Origin of the sequence: Halomonas binhaiensis, assembly GCF_008329985.2 — a bacterium.
Lineage (GTDB): Bacteria > Pseudomonadota > Gammaproteobacteria > Pseudomonadales > Halomonadaceae > Halomonas > Halomonas binhaiensis.
Genome location: NZ_CP038437.2, coordinates 370,749 through 395,954 on the forward strand (window position 1 = coordinate 370,749; position 25,206 = coordinate 395,954).

The 25,206-nt window shown below is 58.5% G+C and carries 23 protein-coding genes and 1 pseudogene; 11 read left to right on the forward strand and 13 right to left on the reverse strand.

What is annotated here, in order from left to right:
* The first annotated feature begins 114 nt into the window (after positions 1 to 114).
* The gene (locus E4T21_RS01555; protein ID WP_240349256.1) at positions 115 to 1,260 is read left to right on the forward strand and encodes an ABC transporter ATP-binding protein; all 1,146 of its coding nucleotides are present in this window, start codon (positions 115 to 117) and stop codon (positions 1,258 to 1,260) included.
* A 90-nt stretch (positions 1,261 to 1,350) separates the two neighbouring features.
* Here the strand turns inward: E4T21_RS01555 and E4T21_RS01560 are convergent, their stop codons facing one another.
* The 4 genes and pseudogenes from E4T21_RS01560 to dctP all read right to left on the reverse strand — a co-directional run bounded on the left by E4T21_RS01560 (position 1,351) and on the right by dctP (position 6,297).
* Positions 1,351 to 2,994, reverse strand: a complete 1,644-nt coding sequence (locus E4T21_RS01560) for an ABC transporter permease (protein ID WP_420827750.1) — start codon at positions 2,992 to 2,994, stop codon at positions 1,351 to 1,353.
* 270 nt (positions 2,995 to 3,264) lie between these two features.
* Positions 3,265 to 4,544, reverse strand: a pseudogene (locus E4T21_RS01565) (TRAP transporter large permease).
* Complete coding sequence (locus E4T21_RS01570; RefSeq protein WP_149282904.1) at positions 4,541 to 5,056, reverse strand: TRAP transporter small permease subunit; 516 nt, start codon at positions 5,054 to 5,056, stop codon at positions 4,541 to 4,543. The pseudogene E4T21_RS01565 and the gene E4T21_RS01570 overlap by 4 nt, the downstream one beginning before the upstream one ends.
* A gap of 140 nt (positions 5,057 to 5,196) precedes the next feature.
* Positions 5,197 to 6,297 carry a TRAP transporter substrate-binding protein DctP gene (dctP, locus tag E4T21_RS01575; RefSeq protein WP_149282906.1) on the reverse strand — a complete coding sequence of 367 codons (1,101 nt, stop codon included), beginning with the start codon at positions 6,295 to 6,297 and terminating at the stop codon, positions 5,197 to 5,199.
* A gap of 372 nt (positions 6,298 to 6,669) precedes the next feature.
* Here dctP and E4T21_RS01580 point away from each other — a divergent pair, with 372 nt between their 5' ends.
* The 3 genes from E4T21_RS01580 (at position 6,670) to E4T21_RS01590 (ending at position 12,039) form a co-directional block, all read left to right on the forward strand.
* Complete coding sequence (locus E4T21_RS01580; RefSeq protein ID WP_149282908.1) at positions 6,670 to 9,033, forward strand: tRNA(Met) cytidine acetyltransferase TmcA; 2,364 nt, start codon at positions 6,670 to 6,672, stop codon at positions 9,031 to 9,033.
* 89 nt (positions 9,034 to 9,122) lie between these two features.
* Positions 9,123 to 10,589, forward strand: a complete 1,467-nt coding sequence (locus E4T21_RS01585) for an aminoacyl-histidine dipeptidase (protein ID WP_149282910.1) — start codon at positions 9,123 to 9,125, stop codon at positions 10,587 to 10,589.
* A 4-nt stretch (positions 10,590 to 10,593) separates the two neighbouring features.
* Complete coding sequence (locus E4T21_RS01590; RefSeq protein ID WP_149282912.1) at positions 10,594 to 12,039, forward strand: DNA recombination protein RmuC; 1,446 nt, start codon at positions 10,594 to 10,596, stop codon at positions 12,037 to 12,039.
* Positions 12,040 to 12,143: 104 nt separating this feature from the next.
* Here E4T21_RS01590 and E4T21_RS01595 read toward each other — a convergent pair whose 3' ends face one another.
* Both E4T21_RS01595 and E4T21_RS01600 read right to left on the reverse strand, forming a co-directional pair.
* Complete coding sequence (locus E4T21_RS01595; protein WP_149282914.1) at positions 12,144 to 12,617, reverse strand: Dps family protein; 474 nt, start codon at positions 12,615 to 12,617, stop codon at positions 12,144 to 12,146.
* A gap of 260 nt (positions 12,618 to 12,877) precedes the next feature.
* Positions 12,878 to 14,017: a glycerate kinase gene (locus E4T21_RS01600; protein ID WP_149282916.1), complete on the reverse strand. Its 1,140-nt coding sequence runs from the start codon at positions 14,015 to 14,017 to the stop codon at positions 12,878 to 12,880.
* A gap of 207 nt (positions 14,018 to 14,224) precedes the next feature.
* On the opposite strand from E4T21_RS01600, the gene E4T21_RS01605 reads away from it, so the two are divergent.
* The 4 genes from E4T21_RS01605 to E4T21_RS01620 are packed head-to-tail and all read left to right on the forward strand — an operon-like array spanning position 14,225 to position 16,936.
* Positions 14,225 to 14,794 carry a hypothetical protein gene (locus E4T21_RS01605; RefSeq protein ID WP_149282918.1) on the forward strand — a complete coding sequence of 190 codons (570 nt, stop codon included), beginning with the start codon at positions 14,225 to 14,227 and terminating at the stop codon, positions 14,792 to 14,794.
* The gene (locus E4T21_RS01610) at positions 14,794 to 15,174 is read left to right on the forward strand and encodes a hypothetical protein (RefSeq protein ID WP_149282920.1); all 381 of its coding nucleotides are present in this window, start codon (positions 14,794 to 14,796) and stop codon (positions 15,172 to 15,174) included. Before E4T21_RS01605 ends, E4T21_RS01610 begins: the two co-directional genes overlap by 1 nt.
* A gap of 5 nt (positions 15,175 to 15,179) precedes the next feature.
* The gene (locus tag E4T21_RS01615; RefSeq protein ID WP_240349414.1) at positions 15,180 to 15,827 is read left to right on the forward strand and encodes a DUF1007 family protein; all 648 of its coding nucleotides are present in this window, start codon (positions 15,180 to 15,182) and stop codon (positions 15,825 to 15,827) included.
* A complete protein-coding gene (locus tag E4T21_RS01620; protein ID WP_149282924.1) occupies positions 15,824 to 16,936 on the forward strand; it encodes a nickel/cobalt transporter in 1,113 nt (370 codons plus the stop codon). Before E4T21_RS01615 ends, E4T21_RS01620 begins: the two co-directional genes overlap by 4 nt.
* On the opposite strand, the gene E4T21_RS01625 is transcribed toward E4T21_RS01620, so the two are convergent.
* On the reverse strand, positions 16,933 to 17,358 hold the full coding sequence (locus E4T21_RS01625) for an HIT domain-containing protein (RefSeq protein ID WP_149282926.1): 426 nt from the start codon (positions 17,356 to 17,358) through the stop codon (positions 16,933 to 16,935). The genes E4T21_RS01620 and E4T21_RS01625 overlap by 4 nt on opposite strands.
* A gap of 56 nt (positions 17,359 to 17,414) precedes the next feature.
* On the opposite strand from E4T21_RS01625, the gene E4T21_RS01630 reads away from it, so the two are divergent.
* From E4T21_RS01630 to E4T21_RS01640, 3 genes are all read left to right on the forward strand, one after another.
* Positions 17,415 to 18,158, forward strand: coding sequence for a sulfite exporter TauE/SafE family protein (locus tag E4T21_RS01630; RefSeq protein WP_149282928.1), 744 nt, complete (start codon positions 17,415 to 17,417; stop codon positions 18,156 to 18,158).
* Positions 18,159 to 18,322: 164 nt separating this feature from the next.
* Entirely contained in the window at positions 18,323 to 18,457 is a 135-nt protein-coding gene (locus E4T21_RS01635) for an entericidin A/B family lipoprotein (protein WP_149282930.1), read from the forward strand.
* 117 nt (positions 18,458 to 18,574) lie between these two features.
* Positions 18,575 to 18,898, forward strand: a complete 324-nt coding sequence (locus tag E4T21_RS01640; protein WP_149282932.1) for an I78 family peptidase inhibitor — start codon at positions 18,575 to 18,577, stop codon at positions 18,896 to 18,898.
* A 122-nt stretch (positions 18,899 to 19,020) separates the two neighbouring features.
* Here E4T21_RS01640 and E4T21_RS01645 read toward each other — a convergent pair whose 3' ends face one another.
* From E4T21_RS01645 to E4T21_RS01670, 6 genes are all read right to left on the reverse strand, one after another.
* Positions 19,021 to 19,536: an acyl-CoA thioesterase gene (locus tag E4T21_RS01645; protein WP_149282934.1), complete on the reverse strand. Its 516-nt coding sequence runs from the start codon at positions 19,534 to 19,536 to the stop codon at positions 19,021 to 19,023.
* 25 nt (positions 19,537 to 19,561) lie between these two features.
* Positions 19,562 to 20,869, reverse strand: coding sequence for a short-chain fatty acid transporter (locus tag E4T21_RS01650; protein WP_149282936.1), 1,308 nt, complete (start codon positions 20,867 to 20,869; stop codon positions 19,562 to 19,564).
* Between the two features lie 90 nt (positions 20,870 to 20,959).
* Positions 20,960 to 22,285 (reverse strand): MATE family efflux transporter, encoded by a 1,326-nt coding sequence (locus E4T21_RS01655; RefSeq protein WP_240349257.1) that lies wholly within the window; start codon positions 22,283 to 22,285, stop codon positions 20,960 to 20,962.
* A 64-nt stretch (positions 22,286 to 22,349) separates the two neighbouring features.
* On the reverse strand, positions 22,350 to 22,598 hold the full coding sequence (locus tag E4T21_RS01660) for a YfhL family 4Fe-4S dicluster ferredoxin (RefSeq protein ID WP_149282938.1): 249 nt from the start codon (positions 22,596 to 22,598) through the stop codon (positions 22,350 to 22,352).
* A 125-nt stretch (positions 22,599 to 22,723) separates the two neighbouring features.
* A complete protein-coding gene (coaD, locus tag E4T21_RS01665) occupies positions 22,724 to 23,203 on the reverse strand; it encodes a pantetheine-phosphate adenylyltransferase (RefSeq protein ID WP_149282940.1) in 480 nt (159 codons plus the stop codon).
* Positions 23,203 to 25,092 (reverse strand): beta-ketoacyl synthase, encoded by a 1,890-nt coding sequence (locus E4T21_RS01670; protein WP_149286984.1) that lies wholly within the window; start codon positions 25,090 to 25,092, stop codon positions 23,203 to 23,205. The genes coaD and E4T21_RS01670 overlap by 1 nt, the downstream gene beginning before the upstream one ends.
* Between the last annotated feature and the right edge of the window lie 114 nt (positions 25,093 to 25,206).

The following is a 25,206-nucleotide window of genomic DNA, read 5'->3' on the forward strand; positions in this document are numbered from 1 at the left end:
ATAGCCTGTCGCCGAGACGGCGTCAATCGCGCTAGCATGGGAGCTCCTTGCTCACGACCTCATCGGTCATGAATACTCTTCCCCGCGTTCCACAAGCAAATGGTGGCCACAGTCATGACAATAACCACGATGGAGACAACCTCGACGATTGCCGATACGCTGGACGATGAGCTAAGCGATCAGAGCGCTTCTCCATTGCTGGAAGTCCATGGTGTCCGGCATCGATACGCCCAGGCGAGCACTGGCAGCGTGGCCGTGGAGGATGTGTCCTTTGTGATGCACCAAGGTGAAGTGTTGTGCCTGCTGGGTCCTTCGGGGTGTGGAAAGACCACCTTGCTGAGGGTGGTGGCAGGGCTCGAGGAGTTGCAGGAGGGAGAGTTGCGTTTCAATGGCCAGACGTTGGCCACACAGGGGATGCCTCATGTTCCCCCGGAAAAGCGCAGTGTCGGCCTGGCTTTCCAGGAATCAGCCCTGTTCCCCCACTTGAGTGTGCTGGACAATGTCACCTTTGGGCTCAAGTCACTACCTCCAAAGCAGCGGCGCATGCGTGCCATGCAGCTACTTGACCAACTTGGCATGGCAGCCTATGCCGATGTCTTTCCCCACACCTTGTCCGGGGGACAGCAACAGCGTGTCGCCCTGGCCCGGGCCCTGGCACCTTCCCCGCAACTGATGCTGCTGGATGAGCCTTTCTCCAGCCTGGATGCACGCTTGCGTGACCGCATTCGCGACGACACCCTGCATGTGCTCAAGCAAGTCGGCGCCGGCACCTTGCTGGTAACGCATGATCCGGAAGAGGCCATGTTCATGGCCGATCGCATCGTGCTGATGCGTGATGGGCGAATTGTGCAGATCGGCACTCCCCAGGAACTATACTGCCATCCCCTGGATCCCTTTGTGGTGACCTTCTTTGGGGAGGTCAATCATCTGGAAGGCGTCGTGGCAAATGGTTTCGTGCATACTGCAGTAGGACCTGTGGCCACGAACCTGGCAGAAGGCAGTCGTGTACAGGTACTGGTGCGCCCTGAAGCTCTGCGAGTCGTGGAGATCAAGAGCGATGTACCTCATGACCATCACAGCCATGTGCTGATAGCGCGCCTGTTGGGGCGTTCCAGCCTGCTGCATATCTGTGTCCATGGTACCGATGGTCAGGAAGCACACTTGCACGCTCGGATGCCGGGCGTGTTCCTGCCCGAAGAAGGCCAGGCCGTTCAAGTCAGCCTGGATCCCTCTCAGGCGTTTGTCTTTCCTGCCGACTAGAAATGCAGATCAGCCGCGCCTCCCCGACCTATTTTCTCTAGGGCCATGTTCTCTAGGGCTATGTTCTCAGGAGCCATGCGCAAGTCACGCTCAGGACTTGTGCTGTCCTGGGCGTGACTTGCGCATGGCCACACTCAGCAGAATCACCGGGATGACTCCTACCGCGACGATGGCCAGAGAGGCCGTGGATGCTTCGGCCAGGCGCTCGTCGGCTGCCAGGTTATGGGCGCGTACCGCCAGAGTGTCGAAGTTGAATGGGCGCAGGATGATGGTGGCAGGCAATTCCTTCATCACATCGACGAATACCAGGATCGCTGCTGCCAGCAGGCTGCCGCGCATGATAGGGGTATGGATCTTGCGCAGTGTGCCGGTAGCCGTTTCGCCCAGCGTGCGCGCAGCCGCATCCATCGATGGTGTGACTTTCTCCAGGCTGGCTTCCACGGCATTGAAGGATACGGCCAGAAAGCGCACGACATAGGCATAGATCAGGATGAATGCGGTACCACTGAAGAGCAGTCCGAACACTTCACCGGTGTAGCCCTTGTACAACTGGTTGAGGTGATTGTCGATCCAGGCAAAGGGAATCAGGATACCGACGGCTACCACTGAACCGGGGATGGCGTAACCCAGCGCCGCAATGCGGGTAGCGGTGCGTGTCAATTGGCCAGGCATCAGGCGAGCGCCATAGCTCAGGATGACGGCCATGCCTACGGCCACTGCGGCAGCAATCAGAGCCAGCATCAGGCTGTTGCCGGCGTACTCGAGGAAGGCGCCACCGAGCACGCTGTCACCCTTGCGTAGCGCCATTTCTGCGAGCAGCAGGCAGGGAGCAACGAAACCGATCAATACCGGTAATGTGCAGGCAAGGCTGGCAGCAAAGGCGCGTATTCCCGTCAGACGATACTCGGGCAACTGCTGATAGCGATGGGAGGTGTGATGGTAGCGACGCTTGCCCCGAGACCAGCGTTCGAGCAATACCAGCAGGATGACAAAGGCCAGTAGGCAGGCCGCCAACTGAGCGGCGGCAACCTGCTCGCCGAGTCCGAACCAGGTGCGATAGATGCCGGTAGTGAAGGTATCAACGCCGAAATACTGCATGGCGCCGAACTCATTCAGGGTCTCCATCAGCGCCAGGGAAACCCCACCGACCAACGCGGGGCGAGCCAGGGGAACGGCAACCTGGGTGAACATCTGCCAGGGCCCTCGTCCGAGAGAACGCCCGACATCCAGCATGCATACCGATTGTTCGAGAAAGGCAGCACGAGCCAGCATATAGACATAAGGGTAGAGCACCAGAGTGACCAGGATGGCAGCACTGGGTAACGAGCGGATATCTGGAAACCAGTAATCTCCCCGGGACCAGCCAAAGGTTTCGCGCAGTGCACTTTGCAGTGGCCCTGAGTACTGCAGGAAATCGGTGTAGGCATAAGCAATGACATAGGTCGGCACTGCAAGTGGCAGCAGCATGGCCCACTCAAACAGGCGCTTGCCTGGAAAGCGGCACATGACCACCAGCCAGGCCGTCCCCGTGCCGATCACCAGAGTGCCGAACCCCACACCCAGTACCAGCAACAGGGTATTGGTCAGATAGCGAGGAAGTACCGTAGCGGCCAGGTGACTCCAGATATCGCCTGCAGGGACCAGAATATGACCCAGGATCACCAATACTGGCAGGGCGACCACAGCGGCAACCGCAAAGGTCAGCCATGTCCAGGTGGAGAATGAACGGCGCAGGCGAGCCGAGGGCGCAGAAACCGGGTGAGTAGGCAACAGACGAACTCCAGGAAGGCATCAGCGCATGATAATCACCAGAGCCTGTAAAGCCTAGGGCCCCATCTGTCGGCAGGGCCCTAGGCTCTGTGCGAAAAGTGTCTGCGCTTGTTCATGCTGCGTTGGAGTCGATCTCAAAATGCTCATTTACCCCCCGTAAACTCCGCTTTTTCGATCAATTCCGCCTTGCCTGATCATCGCTCGTCGACTTTTCGCACAAAGCCTTGCCTTGAATCAACCGTATCCCAGCAAGATGGAGGGTAATCCGGTAATCAGCCAGGGGAACAAGGCCATCAGTATGCAGGCCAGCATGATCAGCATGCAGAAGGGAATTACCGCCTTGTACAGGTCGAGTGTCTGCACTTCAGGTGGCGCTACTCCCTTGAGATAGAACAGGGCGTAGCCGAAAGGTGGCGTGAGGAAAGAGGTCTGCAATACCACCGCCACCATCACCACAAACCACAGCATGTCGATACCCATGGTCTGGACGATCGGCAGCATGATTGGAAAGCTCAGCAATACGATCCCGGTCCAGTCAAGGAACATGCCCAGCACGAATACCAGCAGGAACATCAGGATCAGCGCTCCTGTCGTGCCACCTGGCATGGCCAGTACCAGTTCACTGATCACGTCCATGCCGCCGCCGATGGAAAAGACACCGGTGAAGGCCGTTGCACCGACCAGGACGAACATCACCATGGTGGTGGTCTTGCCGGCCTCGATGAAGGTCCTGTAGCAGGTGGACAGTTTACGATCGCCAAAGATCAGGAACAGGATGAAGGCCAGGGTCACGCCAATGGCAGAAGCCTCGGTGGCCGTTGCGATACCGGTGAACAGCGCCCCCAGTACCCCAAGAATCAAGCTCATTGGCGGAAGGACATATTTTCCCATCATCAGCCACATCTGACCGCGACTGATCTGAGCTCGCTCTGCAATGGCGACCGGGGGGCCATAGTCGGGTTTGATCATGCATACTGCCAGCACAAACAGCGCATACAGGGCTCCCAGCATCAGGCCGGGAATCAGTGCACCTGCAAACAGGGCGCCTACTGAGACCGGGGAATAGCTGGCCATCAGGATCAGCATGATACTCGGTGGGATCAGGATGCCGAGACAACCACTGGCCATGATCACACCAGCAGACAGGCCTTTGTGGTAGCCGTACTTGAGCATCGGCGCCAGGGCAATCAGCCCCATCACGGCAATGGAGGCTCCGACGATGCCGGTGGTGGCCGCCAGCAGGACGGAGACGATGACCACGGTCAACGCAAGGCCGCCCGAGCATAATCGAAACAGCGTGCCATCAGAATGAACAGTGGAATGGCGACCAGGACATAGTTGTCCATGGCACGGCCATAGATATTGTTGATGATGATGCCGAGCACTTGGGGACCAGGGCCGAACCAGGCACCCAGGACTGCGGTTCCTCCCAGAACGAAGGCCAGGGGATGTCCCATGAATAGACCCACCATCAGTCCGCCGAACATGAATACAGTAAGCATTTCCGGACTCATCGGGCATCTCCCTCTGCCGGTGTGCCGCGTAGTTCATTGATGGCACGTATCACGATGGCGATGGCCTGGAGCAGAATCAGCACTGCCGCAATGACCAGGACGGCTTTCACCGGGTAGACCGGAATGGAAACGATGCCGTAGGTGGATTCAGAACGACTCCAGGAGCGTTCAAAGAACTTCCAGCTATAGGTAAGGAACATCACGATGAATGGCGTAAAGAAGATCAGATAGCCGAGGATATCGATCAATGCGCGCCCACGCCGTGACAGCAGGCGCTTGAGAACGTCCACTTCCACATGGGCGTGATGACGCAGGCCATAGGCGGCCAGCAGCATGAAGTGGGTGCCGAACAGCATGGTGGTGACGTCGAAAGCCCAGTCACTGGGTCGGCCTATGAAGAAGCGGCTGGCAATGTCATAGACCACCACCACGGTGATGACCGCGATCAATGGCGCGATCAGACGGCCGAACCACTCGTTCAGGCAGTCGATGGCCTTGGCAATATTGTTCATGAGGGGAGGTCCTGTGAAGTCAGCATCTGCCTGGATGGTCTCAAGATGATGGTCTCAAGATGGATGGCCGACGGACTGGCAGGCAGTGCCATCGGCCATCACCGAGCCATAACCCATGGGCCATGACGGTGGCCCGGGGGCTACTTGTTCATGCAGGCTTCAATGTCTTCCAGTGACGGTAGATTGTCGGTCACTCGGCTCATGTTGTAAGGCACCGAGATGTCGCGCCATTGTGCGTAGTCCTGCAGATAGCTGATCATCGAATGATAGATCTTGGCATGCATGGGGTCTTCGCAGGCACCCTGCACGATCACCTCGTTGGTGATGTCCTGAATCTTGGCCAGGTCATCCGCGGACAGCTGATTGATGGTGGTGCCGTCTGCGAGGAACTTGGCCGTGCCATCGGTGGACTCTTTCTCGGACCAGGCCAGTGACCAGGTCATGGTCGCTTGGGCGGCGATCTTCAGTTTTTCCTGGGTTTCCTCGGACAGGGCGTCCCAGGCCTCCTTGTTGATCATCACCCCGAACACACTGGCGGACTGGTGCCATCCGGGTGTCATCCAGTAATCGGCAACCTCGGAGAACCCTGCCTTGTAATCGACACCGGGTGTGGAGAACTCTGCGCCATCGACGACACCGCGCTCGATGGCCTGATAGATCTCGCCACCGGCCAAGGTGACCTGGGAACCGCCAAGTTGTTCCAGCACACGTCCCTGGTCACGACCGGATAGTCGCAGGCGCTTGCCCTTGAGGTCTGCCAGACTTTCGATGGGGGTGCCGCCACGGAACCCCGATTCATTGTTGGTGATACCGTAGGGCAGGTAGACCATGTTGTACTGGCCGTAGACCTCCTGATAGAGGTCGAAGCCCCCCCATTGATTGATCCAGTTCAAGTAGTCGACACCATTGAACAGGCTGGTGGTGGTAGCCAGCGGCGAGAATGCTGGACTGCGACCGGCCCAGTAGCCGGGCCAGTCACCGGAAGCCTGGATACTGCCGCTTTCGGTAGCATCGAAGACCTCGGTGCCAGGCATCAGGGTGCCCCCGGCATAGAATTCGATCTGGACCTCGTCGCCGGCCAGTTGGTTGACCAGTTCGGCCCAGTGACGGTCGATCTGGATCAGGTCCAGGTTATCTGGCCAGGTGGTGGTCATGGTCCACTTTTCCTGGGCGACCGCGTGGCTGGAAAGGGTGGCCAGGGCGATGCCCGCAGCCAGACCAGTCAAGGTAAACTTGTTCATTGTTTGTTGTGCTCCCCTTGTCCTTGTCTTGTACAAGTGATGATTTGTTATTCGTACTGGGTTCTGCACTGATGATAGGGCGCTGGGCCTCGGGTTTCCGGAAGGTGATTCGACCATCGATGATGGTGCCAAGGTGTCCGGACCGTTTGGCTTGCAACATCAAGCTAGCACGCGGCGAGAATTCTGTTCGATGCTCCCTTGGTGGCTGATGCGGCCGAGACGAATCCCCTCGAGAGTGGCTGGTGTGGAGGAAAAGATGTCGATATATCAGATAAATGAGGGCTTTTGTCGTTATCTTTGCTGCATCGGTGCTGTTATTTCAGCGTTTAAACACTCGCTTAAATTAGACCAAAGTTGATTAATGGAATCCCTATGTCGCAGAGTTCTTCGTCATTTGAAATCAGCCGGCTGGAGTCCTGGCGACATAGCCTTTCCGAACGACGTTGGCGAGGACTTGTATGGGTCACGGGGGCTGTCGGTGAAGCGGATGCATGTGTAGCGGGGGTCAGGGATTGGTGGTTGCAGGGCAATTGGCAGGCGCCGTTGTGGGTAGGAGGAGTGGCCGCCTGCACAAGTGAGTCTACTGAGCTCCGCTCAAGTCAATCTATAGACCCCCGCTCAAGGCTGTCTCCTGCCAAGGCGCGAACCCGTCTGGGAAGCGAGCATGACCTGATCGTGATTGATGCGCTGTCGCCGGGGCATGGGTTGGATCCTGATGCGCTGGGAGCGCTTGCGGGGACTCTGGTCGCGGGTGGGATTCTGGTGTTGCTCACAGCGGATGATGGTGGCGCCAGGCCGGATGCGGACTATGCGCGCCTGGCGGCACATCCATGGACATTGGAACAGATGACCAGCCGCTATCTCCGGCGTTTCCACTCGCGGTTGGCGGAGCTGGTCCAGCAGTTGCCTGGAATTGCCTGCTGGCGTCCGGGGCAGTCGCTGGAGTGGCAGGATATTCCTGCTGGCAGTATCACGCAGCCCGAGCCCGTGCAGGACGCGGAGTGCCTGACTCTGGATCAGGCAAAGGCGGTCGACAGCCTGATTCGGCTCAAGCGTCGCCGTCCTTTCGTGCTGACGGCCGATCGTGGACGAGGCAAGTCTTCAGCGTTGGGCATTGCCTGTTCACGTCTGCTGGAAAAGGCTGCTGCCAGGCATGAGGTGCTGGATATCGTACTGACGGCCCCACGACCGGACGCGGTAGCCCCTGTATTTGAACGCCTGGCTGCACTGTGTCCTCAGGGTGAACGTAGCGCCAACGAATTCGAGGCACCTGGTGGCAGCGTACGTTTCATGGCGCCTGATGCGTTATCCGCCATGGTGGCTGGGGGCGGCAAGTCTTTCGGCCGGCAAGAGAGCAACACCGGCAGGCATTCTCACGGCGACATGAGGACTCAACGTCGCTTGCTGCTGGTGGACGAGGCCGCAGCGATTCCTGCTGCCATGCTGGCTGAGTGGCTCCTGGCTTTCCCTCGCATCGCCTTTTCCACCACGGAGCATGGCTATGAAGGTTCCGGGAGGGGCTTTGCACTGCGTTTTCGGCGTCGCCTCGATGAGCTGACACCGCAATGGCGCAGCCTGCATCTGAAAACGCCGGTACGCTGGGCTCAGGGAGACCCTCTGGAAATTGCCACGTCACGCCTGTTGCTGCTGGATGCGGAGCCAGGGGATATCACTGGCGATGGTGCTGCCTCCCGGCTAGGCCGATTGCCCATATGCCTGCTCGACCCCGATCAACTGATGACTGATGAAGTGGCCCTGGCTAGATTGTTCGGCTTGCTGGTTCAGGCCCATTATCGCACTACGCCAGCAGATCTCCGTGCATTGCTTGATGCACCTGGTGGTCACTTGATGCTGCTGGGTGAGCCCGACACTCCTGCCGGAGTCATTGTCAGCCAGGATGAAGGTAGCTTCGATGCTGAGCTGGCCGATGCTGTGGCGCGCGGTGAACGGCGTCCACGGGGACATCTCCTGGCCCAGTCCCTGGCCGTGCATGCAGGAGAAAGAGAAGCGCTCATTGCACGCGTCAGGCGAATCAGTCGCATCGCCGTGCATCCTGAGATGCGCAGGCAAGGAGGCGGCAGCCGATTGTTGGAAGCTGCCCGGAAGCAGGCTGAACACGATGGCGTCGACCTGCTGGGCGCCAGTTTCGGGGCTGATCCAGAGTTGTTGTCCTTCTGGCTCAGCCAGGGCTACCGCATTGTGCGCTTGGGGCTGACGCGTGAAGCAGCCACCGGTGAGCATGCTGTGATGGTGGTCCACCCGTGCTCGGAGCATGGACGCATGCTGGTCGAACGTCTTGCCCAGCGATTCCAGTGTCAATTACCGGGATTGCTGGCGTTTGAGCTGTGTACTTTGTCTCCTGCATTGGTGGCTATATTGCTGGAGGCCGTTGCAAGAAGGGCCGCTGCAGGAGAGACCCAGTCAGGAGATCCGTGGGCCTATATCAGCACAACCCATCGGCAGGATCTGGAAGATGTGGTGGCCGGTGGCCGTGAGCCGGCATTGGTACGTCCGGCCATCCAGAGCCTGGTGACGGCGGCGGCGGGCGCCGGCTGCCTGGCAACGGTCGATGCTCAATGGCTGGCAGCCTGGGCTTTCCAGGGGCGTGACGAGGCAGCCTTGGCACATGCGCTGTCACTGACAGGCAGGGCTCAGGTCAAGCAATGGCGGCGTAGCACAGTGGCAGAGCTGTTGGACGGGCTTGGTAGTCTTTCCAAGCGGTATCAGCAAGGGTAGAGTGCCTTCAAACTCGGGGAAAATTCTTTAAATTACACCTCCCCATTCTGAATTGGGTCAATATCCTCAGATCAATATATAAAGGCGCTATGAACGCACATCTTGAAAGTCTGTCTCCGGCCATTCTGTGGCGCCACTTCCGCACACTGTGTAATACACCTCGTCCTTCTGGCCATGAAGCGGCGCTGTTGGTCAAACTGGAGCAGTGGGCGGAAGAACGGGGCCTGGATCACGACCGCGATGCCTACGGTAACCTGCGTATCTGTAAACCGGCGAGTCCAGGTTTTGAGCAGGCGCCAGGTGTGATTCTCCAGGGCCATCTGGATATGGTGGCGCAGGCCAACGCCAATTCCTCCCATGATTTCACTCAGGATCCTATCGACACAGAGATCCGTGATGGCTGGCTGAAGGCGCGTCATACCACCCTGGGTGCTGATAACGGCATCGGTGTGGCGGCGGCCCTGGCGGCACTTGAGGACGATGGTATTGTGCATGGTCCGCTGGAGGCGCTGTTCACCCTGGAAGAGGAAAGCTCCATGGGTGGGGCGTTGAACCTGGCCGAAGGGTGGCTGGAAGGCAAGTTGTTGCTCAACCTCGATTCCGAGGATCGTGGCCAGGTATATATCGGCTGCGCGGGTGGTGCTGATGTCAATGTAGAGGCGCAATTGCCTCAGGAGCCGCTGACGGAGGACGAAGTGGCCATGACGCTGGCACTGACCGGCCTGCGCGGAGGTCATTCCGGCATCGATATTCACAAGGGGCTGGGGAATGCCAATCGCCTGCTGGTTCGGGTGTTACGTGCCCTGGATGCCTGCGGCGCACGTCTGGCAAGTTACCACGGTGGCACGCTACGCAATGCTCTGCCCAGGGAAGCTTTTGCCACCATTGCATTGCCCCAGGACGAGGTTGAAGCGGCCAGGTCACGGGTGGCAGCGCTGGAAGCGGATATTCAGGCGGAGCTGTCAGGGATCGACGATGCACTTTCCCTGAGTCTGAAGATTGCCGATGAGGCGCCCGAAAATGCTCTCGCGCGTCAGGCAAGTCGTTTGCTGATCGCTGCATTGCATGCGGCGCCTTGTGGTGTCGAGCGCATGAGTGTCGAAGTACCGGATGTGGTCGAAACGTCCAACAACCTTGGTGTGGTGCAACTTGCCGACGGCCGTTTCCATTTGTGTGCACTGGTGCGCTCTCTGCGCGACAGCGCCACTGCCGACATGGCGGAGCGCTTTCGGGCCCTGTTCGAACTGATTGGCGCCCATACTCGGGTAGAGAATGGGTACCCCGGCTGGACACCTCAACCTGAAAGCGCATTGCTCCAGCGTTTCTGTGAGTTGCATCACACTCGGCTTGGCTGTGAACCTGAGATCAAGGTCATTCACGCGGGGCTCGAGTGCGGCATCCTGGGTGGCAAGTACCCTCATCTGGAAATGATTTCCTTCGGGCCATTGATTCGCGGTGCTCACTCCCCAGACGAGCGTGTCGAGATCGCTTCGGTGGCAGAATTCTATGGCTTGCTCAAAGCGTTGATCACCGATCTGGCACGGAATCCGGTTTGAGGTGATGGGTATCGTCGATCCCTCGGGGCCTCTCCTGTCCATTCTGCTATCGCTGTTAGGGGCTGTCTCGGTGTTGGCCGGCGTGGGTGCGCTGGCCTGGAGGCAGGGCCGCAAGCATTTGTTCAAGGCCCGACAACAGGCTGAAATGCTGCAGGCTCGCCTGCAGGAGCGTGATGAGAAGACTCGTCAGCTCGAGCAGGAACTGGCCGCCAGCGATGTCCAGTTGGATGCTTGCCGCGAGCAGTTGCAAAGCCTGCAGGGTGCTCTCGACGAGACTCGCCTGCGTCATGCCGAAGCCAGGGAGCGCAATGTGCGCCTGGAGGCGGAACGTGAGCAGTTGAAGGAACATCACCGTGAGCGCTTGGCATTGCTGGAAGAGTCTCGTGAGCGGCTCAAGAACGAATTTCAGCAGCTTGCCGGGCGTATCTTCGAGGAACGTCAGCAAGCCTTTCAGGCCCAGAGTCGAGAAGGGCTGGAAACGCTGCTCCAGCCATTTCGCGAGCAGGTCGATCAGTTTCGTCGCCGGGTCGAGGAATTGACTGGCCAGCATAGTCGCGAAAGTATCTCGCTCAAGACCCAGATCGAGCAATTGGCAGGTCTCAATGCCCGCCTTGGTGAAGAGGCTGCGGGTTTGGCTCGAGCGCTCAAGGGGGATCAGAAAACCCAGGGGGGCTGGGGCGAACTGATGCTGGAAACCGTGCTGGAACGCAGTGGATTGCGCCCCGACATCGAATATCGACGCGAGGTCTCTCTCAATGGAGAGCAGGGCCGACAGCGTCCGGATGCAGTGATCTACCTGCCTCAAGAGCGGCACCTGATCGTCGATGCGAAGGTTTCATTGAGTGCCTGGACGCGGGTCGTGAATGCGGAGGACGACAGTGAGCGGGAAACTGCCATGAGCGCTCACTTGCAGTCCCTGCGCAGCCATATACGTGGCCTTGCTGCCAAGGACTACCCCGCCTTGCCTGGACTCAACTCGCCCGATTTCGTGTTTCTGTTCGTACCGATAGAGCCGGCGTTTGCCGCGGCCTTCGAGCGTGATCCCTCGCTATTCCAGGAAGCCTTTGAACGCCAGGTGGTGGTGGTGACACCTACCACCCTGCTGGCCAGTCTGCGTACCGTGGCTGGACTATGGAGCATGGAACGCCAGAATGACAACGCACGCTTGATCGTGGCACGAGCTGAACGCTTGTTGGCCAAGTTCTCTGGCTTTGCAGAAAGTCTGGAAGATGTTGGCAAGCACCTCGAACGTGCCCGGGATAGCCATCATCAGGCCATCAATCGTCTGTCCAGAGGGCAGGGCAGTCTGGTGGCTCAGGCCGTTGAGCTTGAGCGCCTGGGGGCTCGCATGAAGAAACCGCTGCCGGCGACATTGCGGCGTGCGGCGGAAGCCGATGCGCTGGCGCCTGGAAAAAGTCCCGATGAACAGCCTGATGACAGCACGCCATGAGGCCATGAAATGAACAAGCCCACCGATCGAGGTGGGCTTGAACTAGCACTAGATCCAAGTACTAGGATCTAGTGCTGGAGAAAGAACCGATGTCGTGTCTGGTATCAGCCGAGATAGGCGCCCAGCATCCACACGGTCTTTTCCTGTTCGCGAATATAGTCGCTGATCTGAGAAGCGGTACCCTCGTCATCGGCATCGGAAGCCACGGAGAGAATTTCGCGCTGGAACTCGATCAGGGTCTGGAAACCAGACAAGACGCCTCGTACACAGGCTTCGCCATCATGTACGTCCTTGTCTTCCTGGATGCGTGACAAGGTGGTGTAGTCGCTGTAGGCATGTACTGGCTTGTGGCCCAGGGTCAGGATACGCTCGGCCACTTCATCGACCTTGACCAGCAGGTCGGTGTAGAACTCTTCGAACTTCTCGTGCAGTTCGAAGAAGTTGGGGCCCTTCACGTTCCAGTGATAGCCACGCACATTCATGTAGAAGATCTGATAGTTGGCCAGCAGCTCGTTAAGCTTGGCGGCCAGATCGCTGGCGCTGCCCTGATGTAGACCGATAGCGTTAGTGTCGCTCATGCATTGCCTCCTTGATCATGTTCTGCGGTTCAGTCTATCCGTGGTACTGACGACAAAAAAGCCAATTCCGTGTATCGCAACCATAGCTGGATTGCATGACATTTGCTTGCGACATTTGGCAGCACCCTCGATCCGTGGTGTCTTCGCTCGACCGTGCTTGTGCATATGAACAATATGTAAACACTAGCCATGAGCGGCCTAACTGCACAATTCATGCTTGCACGAGCTCTGGTCTGCACGAGCTCTGGTCTGCACGAGATTCAGAGGTGCTGTGTGGCGTAGATGGCCCGCACGAGGTTCTCGGTGCGGTCGCTCAGCAACTCTGCGCAACGAGACAGGGCCTCATCCAGGTCCATGGGGCCATCGGCCAAGGCAAAGGCAGCGCTGACGCCTTCCTGCAAGGCGGCCTGCCAGCCCGGAGCCATGCGCCCTGCCAGCACAATGACAGGGACATGCCTGGCACTGGCCGCACGTGAGACCCCGATAGGAGTCTTGCCGGACAGGCTTTGGCCATCGAGTTGGCCTTCTCCGGTAATGACCAGATCTGCCTTGGCCAGGCGCTGTTCCATGTTCGCCTGTTCCATGATCATTTCGATGCCAGGCCGCAGACGTCCACGAAGGAAGGTCGCAACAGCGAAGCCCATGCCTCCAGCGGCACCAGTGCCGGGTTGTTCGCGATGATCTTCATTCAGTACTTGACTGGCATGATCGGCAAAGTGACACAAAGCGGCATCCAGGTGTGCCACATCTGCCGGGCTGGCACCTTTCTGAGGGCCGAAGATGGCGCTTGCTCCGCGTTCTCCGAGCAGAGGATTGTCCACGTCCACGGCGGCTTCCACTTCGATATCGGCCAGGCGCGGATCAAGCCCGGACAGATCCAGGTGGGCGAGGTGTTGCAGAGCAGCGCCACCGGGGGGCAAGGGCTTGCCTTGTGCATCGAGCAGACGCGCGCCCAGTGCCACCAGCATACCGGCTCCTCCATCATTGGTGGCACTGCCACCTAGAGTGACCAGCAGGCGCTGAGCGCCACTGTCCAGTGCCTCACGGATGAGTTCTCCTAGACCATGGGTAGTGCTGTGCAGAGCAGTGCGCTCTTCCCGTGTCAAAGCCTGCAGACCACTGGCTTCGGCGAGTTCGACATAGGCGGTGCGAGATTCAGGATGCCAGCCCCAGGCGGCCTTACAAGAACGTCCCAGGGCATCCTGAACGGTTGCAATGCGCCGTTCAGCACCGGTGGAGGCCAGTAGAGCATCCAGGCTACCTTCGCCGCCGTCGGCCAGCGGACATTCGTCGATGCCGATGGCAGGGTCGACGCGCCTGGCGCCTTCTGCGATGGCTCGCGCAGCATCTCGGGCAGACAGGGCGTCCTTGTAGCTATCGGGACAGATAAGCAGGTTCATAAGGTAACTCGCTCTTAGCGTTCTCTTTACTTGTGTTCTCTTTGCCTGGGCCAGGCGCCATATGGAAACTACTTTATGGAAAATATTTCCATATGTATATCCCGTCTACTTGCGATGAGTGTCATCAGCCCGTTGATGCGTTTCCCGATGGCGTGGGACAGCGTAGACTCTGGGGAAGTATTTCATAGCCGCTCCATGGAGGTCGTGATGCGCTTGCCCAAATTTTTTCCACTGGCATCGCTGGCGGCCGTCGCCTTGGGTGGTTGCCAGGCTACCCCGACGAGCCTGCCGATGGCCGAACCAGATCCCGCTGCAGAATGTCACTGGAGCATCACTCCTGGATCGCTGGATCTCAACGATGTGGCCACTGCACTTGAGAAGCGTGACTTTCTGATCCGTGACACTGACACGGATCTGGGTGTGGTCTATGCCGAGCATGCTGAGCGTGCCATCTACCACAATGCTGATGCGATTCGACCTCGGGTCGGGATTGGGATCGGGGTAGGACGCGGTGTCAGCGTGGGCAGCGGCGTCGGAGTGGGCTTCGGTGGCTGGGGTTGGGGGATGGATGATGCAACGCGTATAGAGCGTGTATCCGTGGCTCTCAGCGATAGTGAGGTTCGCGTCAGTCGAGATATCCGCTTGTTCGACTGGAATGGTGATCTGCGTGAGTTCCGCAGCGCCTCCGATGCGAACTTCTGTGTCGCCCTGCGTCAGGACATGACACCCATGAACAGCTCCGGGAGCAGTGTGAACAACGCTGGGGAGGCGCAGTAATGAGAGGGATGAGAAGGTTGGCCTTTTCCGGGCTGTTGTTGGTCTCATTGGTGGGGTGTGCGACGCCGTCGGCACCACCGGAGCCACCGCGAGAAGTGCACACGCAGGCGACCCCGCAGGTGGCGTTGCGCGAGAGTCTCGCTTTGATGATGGAGCGGGGCTATGTGATTACCCAGGCCGATGGAAGTCTTGGCCGCATTGATGCTGCTCTGGGACGCTATCCTGGTTATCGGGTCGAAATACGTGTCACGCAGGATTCAGGCGGTGGCAGCCGTATTGCTGTACAAGCCCTGGGGGGCGGTAGAGCCCTGCCGGGCAATGTGGTTGAACCCCTGTTGGTCGACCTGCAGTCACGCCTGGGCAGGGAGAACCCGCTGTGAAAAGCATGCTGAACATGCTGATCGTGATGACTCTGTCATTGGCAGCGCCAGTTGCGGTGGACGCCCACCCGCATAGCTGGATTGACCTGTCAGTACGTCTTGAGGTGGATGACAAAGGGCGTCTACTAGCACTCGAGCAGGCCTGGCGGTTGGATCCTTTCTACAGTCTGGTACTGCTTGAGGATCTGGCAGCAGAGCCTGATGGCATGAATGTTGCGCTCGATCGACTGCGCGGCGACATGTTGAGGACCCTGGCTCCTCAAGGTTTCTTCACGGAAGCGGAGGTGGATGGTCAGGCGCTGTCATTCAAAGGGGTGGCCGAGGCAACGGTAATGAATAGCAATGACCGCATTGTGCTGCATTTCCGCTTGCCATTGCGCAAACCCATCACGCTTGCCGGCCATCTGCTCAGCTATCGGGTCTATGACCCGACCTATTATATCGAAGTGGTTCACGAGGCCGAAGATGACGGTTCGACCCCGCTGCCGAATGCACTGGTGGTGCCGGACAGGCTGAATTGCGAACATGAGATCGTCAAGGCCACCCCTGATCCAGAGAAAGTTGCCGAAGCATCGCGCCTTGATATCGATGAGACAGGAGACCCCCGGCTGGGTCGTTTCTTTGCTGAAACTGGACGGGTGGACTGCAGATGAAGGAGATGACCAAGGGGCGCAGTACGGAAAGCCGTGCTGGAATACGTTGGGCTGGGTTATTTCTATTGTTCGCAGCGATCTCACTGGGCGGCGTGCTGTTCTGGGGAGTGGCATCCGGTGTTCTGGACGATGTCAGCCATTGGATCTATCGCGTTCAGGGAGACCTCCACCGCCGGATGACTGAAGCGGTGAGCCTGGTCAATCGTACCCCTTCGCCTCAGGCCTGGATGACGCTACTGGGATTGAGCTTGTTCTACGGCATTTTCCATGCTGCTGGGCCGGGTCATGGCAAGGCGGTGCTATCCACTTACCTGCTATCGCAGCGACAAGGGACTGGAGGCTGGCGCAAGGCACTGGGACTATCCTTTGCTGCAGCGATAGTTCAGGGCATGGTAGCCATTGCTATCGTGCTGGTGCTAGTTAATGTACTTGGCTGGCTGACGCGGGAAGCACTGGGCAGTGTCATTCGGGTAGAGCAGCTCAGCTTCCTGCTGGTGGCCTTGTTAGGAGCATGGTTATGCCTGCGAGCAATACGCGATTTCATCCGTCTGCAGCGGAGTGCATCTGAACAGCCCGCAGGCCATCAGCATGCACATGAGCAGCATACACATGAGCATCATGACCATGCGCACGAACATCATGCCCATCCACACCAGGCTCACCAATACCATGATCATGTCTGCTGCGGTGGACATCATCATCTGTCTCCAGCGGATCTTGCCGACTCAGGGCAGAAAAGCACTGTCTGGCTGACCGTGTTGGCCATCGGAGCCAGGCCATGCAGCGGCGCCGTATTGCTGATGGGGGTGACGACCCTGCTGGGGCAGCCGCTGATGGGGATTGCTGCGGTGATGGTCATGGCGCTGGGTACTGCTCTAACTGTCTCGGCGCTGGGACTGCTCAGTGTCCTGGCACGCGGCTGGGCGGAGCGACGCCTGGCTAGCCACCGCCATTGGTCTGTGGGATGGATCATGCCTCTGGTGGCTCTGACAGGGGGAGTGGTGATCTGTGTGCTCGGCGTGTCGCTATTGCTTCACGCCGAGCAAGGAGCTGGCAGCCTGCCGTTGCTGGTGGCTCCGAGAGGCGGGGGTGGGCTGACCGGAGGCTAGTCTCCCAGCGTAAGATCATCGACCAGTGCCAAAAGCTCCTCGCTGATCTGCTCCAGGCGCGCATCGTCGTAAACCTCTGCCTGGCCTTGCCCCCATACCGGGCCAGGCCAGGCGGGGTCGTCCTGGTGGCGCAGTATCACGTGGAGATGCAATTGCGCCACCATATTGCCAAGGGTGGCGATGTTGACCTTGTCTCCCTGGTATTGCTGTTTCAGCGCCTGGCCGAGCCGGGTCGCTTCACGCCACATCTGTTGCTGGTCGTGTTCGGATAGCTCGAAGACCTCGCTGATGGCAGGGCGGCGTGGGATCAGAATCAGCCAAGGGTAACGGGCATCATCCATCAACCTGAGTTCGCACAAGGGCAGGTGGGTGATGAGATGGCTATCAGCCGCAAGACGGGGGTGCAGGGAAAAGTGGTTCATGACAAGGGGTCTCAGTTCGCTGGTGAGATCGCAATAACACAGGACAAGGATCGCCCATGACGCTATTCGAAGCCACTGCCTTGCTCGGCATTGGTGTCGTGGCAGGCTTCATCAATGTGCTGGCAGCGGGAGGCTCCATGCTGACATTGCCGCTGTTGATGTTCTTCGGTTTGCCTCCTCAGGTCGCCAATGGCACCAACCGAGTTTCCATCACTTTTCAAAGTATCGCTGCCGTTGCCAGTTTCTTGCGGGCTGGATCGCGGCATCTGGATCTGAGCTTGCGCCTGTCCTTGCCTGCCGTTGCGGGTTCTCTATTGGGGGTATGGCTGGCGCTGAATATCAGTGATGCTCTGTTCCAGCATATTCTTGTGGTGGTCATGGGGTGTGCGGCAGTGATCATGATGTTGCCTCAGCCCAAACTGGATACCCGACCGTTGTCCAGAGATCGGCTGACACCGTCGATATACCTCGCCATGTTTGCCATCGGTGTGTATGGCGGTTTTCTGCAAGTCGGGGTGGGCATTCTGTTCATTATTGTGCTGTATCGCGTGCTCAAGATTGACCTGGCTCAGGTCAATGCTTTCAAAGTGTTGATCATACTGGTATACACTTTGCCTGCCTTGGCCATGTTTCTGTGGCATGACCAGGTGCGCTGGAGCTACGGGTTGGTGCTGGCAATGGGAAGCATGACCGGGGCCTGGCTGGCAGTAAAGGTCAATGTGAGCGCTCGCGGGGCGATGGTGGTCAAATGGCTGACCTTGGCTGTCATCGTGGTGATTATCCTCAGGCTGCTGCTGTAAAGGGTTGTGGATAACGATGAAGGCCGCGCAGCTCTTTGGGCGCAGGAGGACTAATGTCAGCTAGTTGATTATTTAGCTAATTGATTATTTAGCTAGTTGACCACGGTGCCGCCATAATAGATAAAAGCATTGTTGCCGTTTGAAAAATGAAGGGAGCTGGAAGCATGAAGAGAACGTTGTCACTTGTATTGATTTCGCTGTTCACCCTGGCAGTGCTGACTGGCTGCAACACTTGGAGGGGCGTAGGGCAGGATATCGAGAAGGGCGGGGAAGCCATCCAGAATAGCGCAAACAAGTAAGCCGGCATTTGCGCAATCTTTCCTCTGCTTCATCGGGGGAGCCTATTGGGCTCCCCCATCATCAAGCGCTATATTCTGAGTCTTCGCAAATGCATCTATTGGCAATGGAGGCCAGACATGAAGCGATTCTTCCCCGGACTTGTGATGCTAGCTGCTGTGAGCATGGCGGGCTGCCAGTCTTCCGCCCAGACAGCACCATCCGAGCCAGCGCCCATGCCGCCGAAAATGGGGGCTCAGGCACCTTGCGATGCCGATGCCATTCAGCAGCATGTCGGTAGCCAGTACCAGTCAAGCCTCGATGAGCAATTATTGGGCGAAAGCGGGGCCAAGACTTTGAGAGTATTGCGTCCTGGTGATGCGGCGACCATGGATTTCCGCCAGGATCGCCTGAACGTGAAACTGGATGACAGTGATGTCATCGAGTCTCTTGACTGCGGCTGATGGGCACGCTGTTGCCTGCTGTGACCCGTTGATGAGCTGCTGAATACGTTGAAGATGGACGTCTGCAGATAAAAAGGGCTGCCCTCGAATGGACAGCCCTTTTAGTTGCTGGATGGGTAGTCTTACGGGTTGGTTGCGTCGCCGTCGAACCTGGATTGTGCCTGTAGCTCGCCGGCGGCTTCCTGCTTGCGCAGCTTCTTGCGCAGGGCTGCTTTCTCAAAGCGCAGCTTGCGAATTGGCGTATCCAGTTGCAGTGGCTGCACCGGAGCTGGGCGGCCATCCGAGTCCACTGCCACCATGGTCAGGTAGCAGCTATTGGTATGACGGATGATCTTCTGCTGAATATCTTCGGCGATGACCTTGATTCCGACTTCCATGGAAGAGCGACCAACGTGGTTGATACTGGCCAGGAAAGTGACCAGTTCACCCACATGGATCGGCTGCTTGAACAGTACCTGATCCACTGACAGCGTGACCACATAATGGCCGGAGTAGCGGCTGGCACAAGCGTAGGCAACTTCATCAAGCAGCTTGAGGATAGCGCCGCCGTGGACCTTGCCACTGAAATTTGCCATATCAGGGGTCATCAAGACCGTCATGGTCAGTTCGTGCTGGCCAGGCAGGCTATGATCATCCATCGTTGTTTCCTTTATTTTAACGGGGTTAGAGCCAGGTCAGGCAGGCGCCGATGATGGCCCCTGTGACAAACAGCTGTATCAGGCAGAAGCCCATGATGTCCTTGGCCTTGAGACCGGCAATGCCCAGTACTGGCAGGGCCCAGAAGGGCTGCAGCAGGTTGGTCCAGGCATCTCCCCAGGCGACGGCCATGGCGGCGCGAGGAATATCGACGCCAAGTGCCTGGGCGGCGGGAATGACCACGGGAGCCTGCACTGCCCACTGACCGCCACCTGACGGGACGAACATGTTGACCACGCCTGCGCTGATAAAGGTCCAGAAAGGCAAGGTGGTTTCAGTGGCAAAGGAAATCATTGCCTGAGACAGTGTCTCGGCCAGCCCTGATTGCACCATGATGGCCATGATACCGGCGTAAAAAGGAAACTGAATGACAATGCCTGCCCCACCCTTGATAGCTTCCTGCAGACTGTTGAGCAGGCTCTGCGGGGTGCGGTGCAGCACGATGGCCAGAAACAGAAACAGGAAGTTGACGACATTCAGATTGAGGCCGCCACCACCCACGAAGTAGCTGATCAGATAGATCAGCCCTGGGAAGCCTACCAGCATGGCCAGGGTCATGCTGTTTTCCAGGCGTTCTGCCGGTCGGGTGATGCGTACCCGCGGTTCTTCCTCTGCGCCGAGCAGAGCAGGGTCTACATAGATGCTTTCGCTCTCGCTGGGCAGCATCAGTCGATTGACCAATGGAACAGCGACAAACAGTATTGCCACCAGAAGCAGGTTGAAATAGGAGAAGATCGTGTCAGCCGTGGATACGATGCCAATCCTCTCCTGCATGAAGTGGCCTTCGGTGGCAATGGTCAGCGGCACGGAGCCGGCCAGTCCGCCATGCCAGACAATGAAGCCGGAGTAAGCACTGGCGACCAGCAGGCGGTAATCGACCTTGACCTGGCGCGCCAGGGCCTTGGCGAATAATGCACCAACTACCAGCCCGAACCCCCAATTGATCCAACTGGCGATGAGCGAGACCAGCGTAACGAGAATGATGGCGGCACCGGCATTCTTGGCATAGCTGGCAAGATGATCGAGCAGGCGTTTCACCGGAGGAGAGCTGGCCAGCATGTAGCCGGTGACCAGTACCAGCAGCATCTGCATGGAAAATTGGAGCAGGCTCCAGAAGCCATTGCCCCAGTAGTCGATCACTGCCAGCGGCGACTTATGCTGAATGGCAATGGCGGCAACAGCAGCAATCAGGGTCAACAGCAAAACGAAGATATAAGGGTCGGGCAGATAACGTTCGACCAGCTTCACAGCGGGTCTTGATAGGGCTCTGAGCATGGCGAGTATCGCTTTTCTGATTGTTGAGGGAGGGGCCTCTCCTGGCCCTGGCGATATTGCAGCGGTATTGCCGACAACAGTGGATTGTAGTCAGGAGCTCCATCGGCTGCTGCGATAGATACGATAGTAAGCGATCAGTACCGTGGAACGCACGATCGTGAAGAGGGTGAAAGCAAGCCATAGGCCATGATTGCCGAGCCCCTGTGTCAGCCACCATGCAGGCAGGTAGATCGCGAGCGCGATGAAGATTGAGTTACGCATCTCGGCAATGGCGGTGGCGCCAATGAAAACGCCATCGAGCAGATAACTCCATACCGCGACCAATGGCATGATCACCATCCATGGCAGATAGTCTGCTGCACTGGCCCGTACCTCGGGAAGTCCGGTGAGCAGGGCGATCAGGGCATTACCGCCCAGCGCAAAGGCCAAACTGGCCAGGATGGCGCTGAGCAAGGAGCATAGCGCAGCCCCGCGTACAGCCGTGGCAAATTCGTTGAAACGCCGGCGGCCTACAGCATGGCCGGTGAGTGCCTCGGCAGCATTGGCGAATCCGTCCAGTGCATAGGATGTCAGCATGATGAACTGCATCAGCACCGCATTGGCAGCCAGTATGGTGTCTCCCTGTGCTGCGCCCTGAGCGGTAAAGAAGGCACTGGCGAACAGCAGTCCCAGGGTTCGTACGAACAGATTGGCATTGATCGAGAATAGCTCGGCGTAGGCTGACAGCCTGAACAGGCGCGGTGTTTCAAAGTGTCCAGCCAACAGACCAAGGCGTTTGCGGCACAACCAGAGGCCAAGCACCAGCGCACTGTAGTCGGCAATCACTGACGCCCAGGCGACACCGTCGCTGGTCATGCCCAGGCCCATCACGAACAGCAGGTCGAAGGCAATGTTCACACCATTGTTGACCAGCAACAGCATCAGCGTGACGCGACTGTTCTGCTGGCCCAGGAACCAGCCAAGAATGGCATAGTTGGCCAATACCGCAGGGGCGGAAAGCAGACGTATGCTGGCGTAGCTGGCGGCCAGCTCTGTGGCTTCGGCGCTGCCATCCAGTAACCATAAGCCCAGGTGAATGAGGGGGTGGCCCAATGCAATCAGCAGGGTGCCGATACAAAGGGCCAGGATCAGCGATTGGCCGAGGAGGTGACGCACTTCGTCGTCCCGCTCACGACCATAGGCCTGGGATGTAAGGCCGGTAGTGCCCATGCGCAGGAAGCCGAAGCTCCAATAGAGGAAGCTGAACAATGTGGCGCCTAGCGTGACACCGGCCAGGTATCGGGAATCTGACAGGTGTCCAACCACGGCAGTATCGACCAGGCCGAGCAATGGCACGGTGATATTGGACAGGATGATCGGCCAGGCGAGAGCAGTGATGCGAGGCAGGCTGGCAAAGCTATCCTTGAGAGACGACACGGCGAACCCCTTCCCTGGGCAAGTAGAGGGGACGCCGGACAGGCAACTCCCGTCTCCGCCTGGATCAGGCGGCAGTAATGATGCGGTATTTATCCATCAGTTGGTCGTGGTTCTCGACACGATCCGGGTCCAGAGGGATGCAGTCTACCGGACAGACCTGCTGACACTGGGGCTCATCGTAATGGCCGACGCATTCCGTACACAGGTTGGGGTCGATGACGTAGATCTCCTCACCAGGAGAAATGGCGCCATTAGGGCATTCAGGTTCGCAGACGTCGCAGTTGATGCACTCGTCGGTGATCATCAGGGCCATGGGGGTCCTCACGCAGAGTCTTGGCCGTTGAGCCAGGCAGCGCGATAGGCCAAAAAATCCATCAGGCAACATGCCTGCGCGCTGCAGTGGGTGGCGGATATACCGCCAAAGTCCAAGTGGTTTGGTCAGGTATTGTAATGCTTGCGCATCGCTTCGGCGACCTTGGGATGCACATGTTGGGTGATATCGCCGCCGAGACGGGCGATCTCGCGTATCAGAGTGGAAGAAATGTAAGTGTTTTCCACTGCCGGAGTGAGGAACACGGTTTCCAGGTCAGGCATTTGGGCACGGTTCATATTGGCCAACTGCAATTCATATTCGAAGTCGGATACGGCACGCAGTCCACGCAGCAGTATGCGGGCGTTGTTGGCTTTCATGAACTCTGTCATCAGCCCGGAATATCCGACCACTTCAACGCTGTCGTACCCATCGAGGACGTCCCGAGTCAATTGCAGGCGTGTTTCGAGGGGTAGCGCCGGTGATTTACCGGGGCTTTCTGCAATGGCCACTACCACCTTGTCGAATAGCTTTACCGCCCGCTCGATCAGGTCGAGATGGCCATTGGTGATGGGATCGAAAGTTCCAGGATAGACGGCAGTCGTCATCAGCTATCCTCGTCGTTGAAACGCCCAAAGGGGTTGTGCACATCCAAGGAAACAGGCTGGGCATAACCAGGAATGCGAATGGTATCGCTGCCTACTTCGAGCTCAGGACCTTCGAGCACTCCCTCGCCAAAACGATAGCGGACCTCGAAATGGCCTGCATCGGCCTCGTTGTGATAAGCCCCGGCCCTGGCTCGGACTGTCTCGCGGCGCTCGCGCCACGCTGCTACAGCCGCTTCGCCATGACGCTGCTGTAACAGGCGCTCCGTCACCTTGGGCGACAGCACGACACCAGTGGCGTTATTGCCACCGAAGCCTTTGGCATTGATGAAGGACGCGTCGGCATCAAACTCGATGGTGTGCTGGAAGAAGCGCAGGCGTTCGGCATAGACATCGTCGGCAATGCGGTCGATCGTACCGATGCCTGGCAGCAAACCGTAGGCAAAGCTGCCCAGGGCGCTAACCATCTGGTCACCTGCCGCACTGCCCTGAGAGTGACCCAGATAGGCCTTGATGGCGACGACTGGCCAGTCATGAATGCCGTTGGCCTTGGCCACTGCATCGAATACATGGGATTCGGTAGTGCGATTTTTTGGTGTCGAGGTGCCGTGGGCATGGAGGTAGGTGCGCTCACGCAGCGCTTTCTCTCCCAGCATGTCGCGAACCAGGGCACAGGCCTTGCCCAGGGTGACATAATTGCCAATTCCCGGGGCTGAGATAGAGCGCTTCCAGCCGTCGGCGTTGACAAAGACGTCGGGCACACTGCCGAGGATCTCAGCGCCAACCTCCAGTGCCAGTGCATCGTCCATCAGCATCACGAACTGGCTGGCTTCGCCCATGGTGAAGCCGCAATTCAGAGCAAAGGGCCGGCTGGCGCGTTGGTAGTCTGCGTCGGTGAGCAGTTCCAGGGCGTCCAGGGCCTTGAGGCTATCATCATCGGCGAGAGCGCCCATGACGCGGAAGCCTTCGATCACCTCCGGTGTGATAGGAGCATCGGCAGTTCCCACCATGACCACGCGGGAGCGTCCTGCGCGGATGTCCTCGATGCCCAGGCGCAGGTTGTACAGGAAGCTGGCGCAGGCACCGAGTGCCGCGCCAGTAGCCCCAACACTGCCAAGGACATAGGCGTTGAGGAAGTCAGCCGGCATCTGACCATAACCTAGCGGCATCTGCTTGGACGTTGCGCGCTTGCCGGAGACAAAACTTTGCAGCAGCCCACCCCAGCCTTCTTCATCAAGCTGGCCGATGGAGTTGCCAGCGTAGACGCTGACGCTATCCGGATCGAGCCGGTCGCGCAGGGTATCCCATTCCAGGCCGCTGTTGCCCAGGCAGTCGCTGGCGGCAAATACGGACATGGATAGTCCCTTGGGATGATGGACGCTGCGATACAGCTGGCTGGCATCGAAACCGCTAGGGAGCTGACCGGCGGTACGTACCTGGGCCGGACGAGATTCCGGCAGCATGACATCCATGTTCCCGGCCGGAACCGTGACTTCCATGTTGTGGCGGTCCAGTTCGCGGACTTGCCAGGTAGGCGGTAGCTCAGCGGGTAGCTGGCGGCGACGCACACGGAAGGTCAATGGTGCATCCAGCGCCAGGCTGGCAGCACGGTTGGCCGGTAGCCCTTCAGCACCGAAGCGTGGATCTTCGATACGACGAATCAGGGTGTGGTTGAGCACATGGTCACGGGTAGCTGCGACCAGAGTCTCGGCATCCAGCTCTTGGCCGGAAGCGTCATACCAGCGCTGGTCAGCGTCACGGCTGGCCAGACGCATCATTGCCGCCAGGCCCAGCAGAGTGCGGGCCTGCTCAGCCTTGGGCAAGGCATCGAGCACAGTGCGGCGGAAGGCCTGGTGGCCCGAGGTTCGGCCGGCCGGGTTAACGCCGCCCATGCCCACGATCACAGGTAGATGTGACAAGCCGGGGTCCTCGTCAATAAATCGGGAAAATGAAGCAAAACGCCGTTCGATATTGCCACGGGAGAGGATTGCAGGCCAAGAATCTTA